The sequence below is a fragment of the Vibrio sp. 03_296 genome (genome assembly GCF_002265885.1).
On record NZ_NPKW01000422.1, the window covers coordinates 1 to 1,126 of the forward strand.

The 1,126-nt window shown below is 50.8% G+C and carries 1 pseudogene; it reads right to left on the reverse strand.

Going from position 1 to position 1,126, the window contains the following annotated elements:
* Positions 1 to 1,120, reverse strand: a pseudogene (rimO, locus tag CIK04_RS25110) (30S ribosomal protein S12 methylthiotransferase RimO); the annotation flags it as partial.
* Between the last annotated feature and the right edge of the window lie 6 nt (positions 1,121 to 1,126).

A 1,126-nucleotide genomic window follows, 5' to 3' on the forward strand; every position in this document is an offset into this window, starting at 1 on the left:
CAATGTCGTTTGCAGCCGCGCCTTCTACTGGCGAATATTTGAAACAGCCCACGCGATCCAATTGCGCTTCTTTTAGCCACTCTAGCAGCATCTCGAAATCTTCATCCGTCTCACCTGGGAAACCAACGATAAAGGTTGAGCGAATCACCAACTCAGGACAGATCTCACGCCATTTTTAATTTGATCGAGCGTGCTGTTCCGCACGGCCAGGGCGCTTCATCGCTTTGAGTACATTCGGGCTGGCGTGCTGGAATGGAATATCCAAGTAAGGCAGGATTTTTCCTTCCGCCATCAGCGGGATCAGATCAGATCATCAACGTGTGGATAGGGATAAACGTAATGCAAGCGCACCCAAATACCCATTTTGCCCAGCTCTTCACTCAGCGCTTTGATGTTTTGACGCACAGGTGAACCGTTAGCAAAACCAAGGCTGTGCTTGCTGTCCACACCGTAGGCACTGGTGTCTTGGCTGATCACCAATAGCTCTTTCACCCCTGCGTTTTTCAGGCTGTTCGGCTTCACTGAGGATTTCTCCCACCGGCGGCTGACAAGTCACCACGCATCGACGGAATAACTGCAGAAGGTACAACGGTGGTTGCAGCCTTCCGATATTTTTAGGTACGCATAGTGTTTTGGCGTCAGCTTCACGCCGTGATCAGGCACGAGGCTGGTAAACGGGTTGTGCTCTGGCTTTGGTGCAAACTGATGCACGTGCTCTAACACGTTTCATACGCATGTGGACCCGTATGCCTAAAAACGCCCGGATGCACTTCGCGAATTTCATCTTCACGCGCGCCCAAGCAACCGGTCACGATCACTTTGCCGTTCTCTTTTAGCGCTTCGCCAATGGTGTCGAGCGACTCTTGAACCGCACTATCAATAAAGCCACAAGTGTTGACGATCACCACGTCCGAATCGTGGTAGCTGTTAACGATTTCATAGCCTTCGGTACGAAGTTGCGTCAGGATTCGTTCAGAATCAACGAGGTTTTGGGACAACCTAATGAGACGAAGCCGATTTTGTTGCCGCCGCTTGGCGTTAACTCTTGGCTCTGTTGCTCGATGGTTTTTTGGCCGTATCCACGTCGTGGTTTGGTTKGCGTAAACGTTTGAACTGTCATTACTTG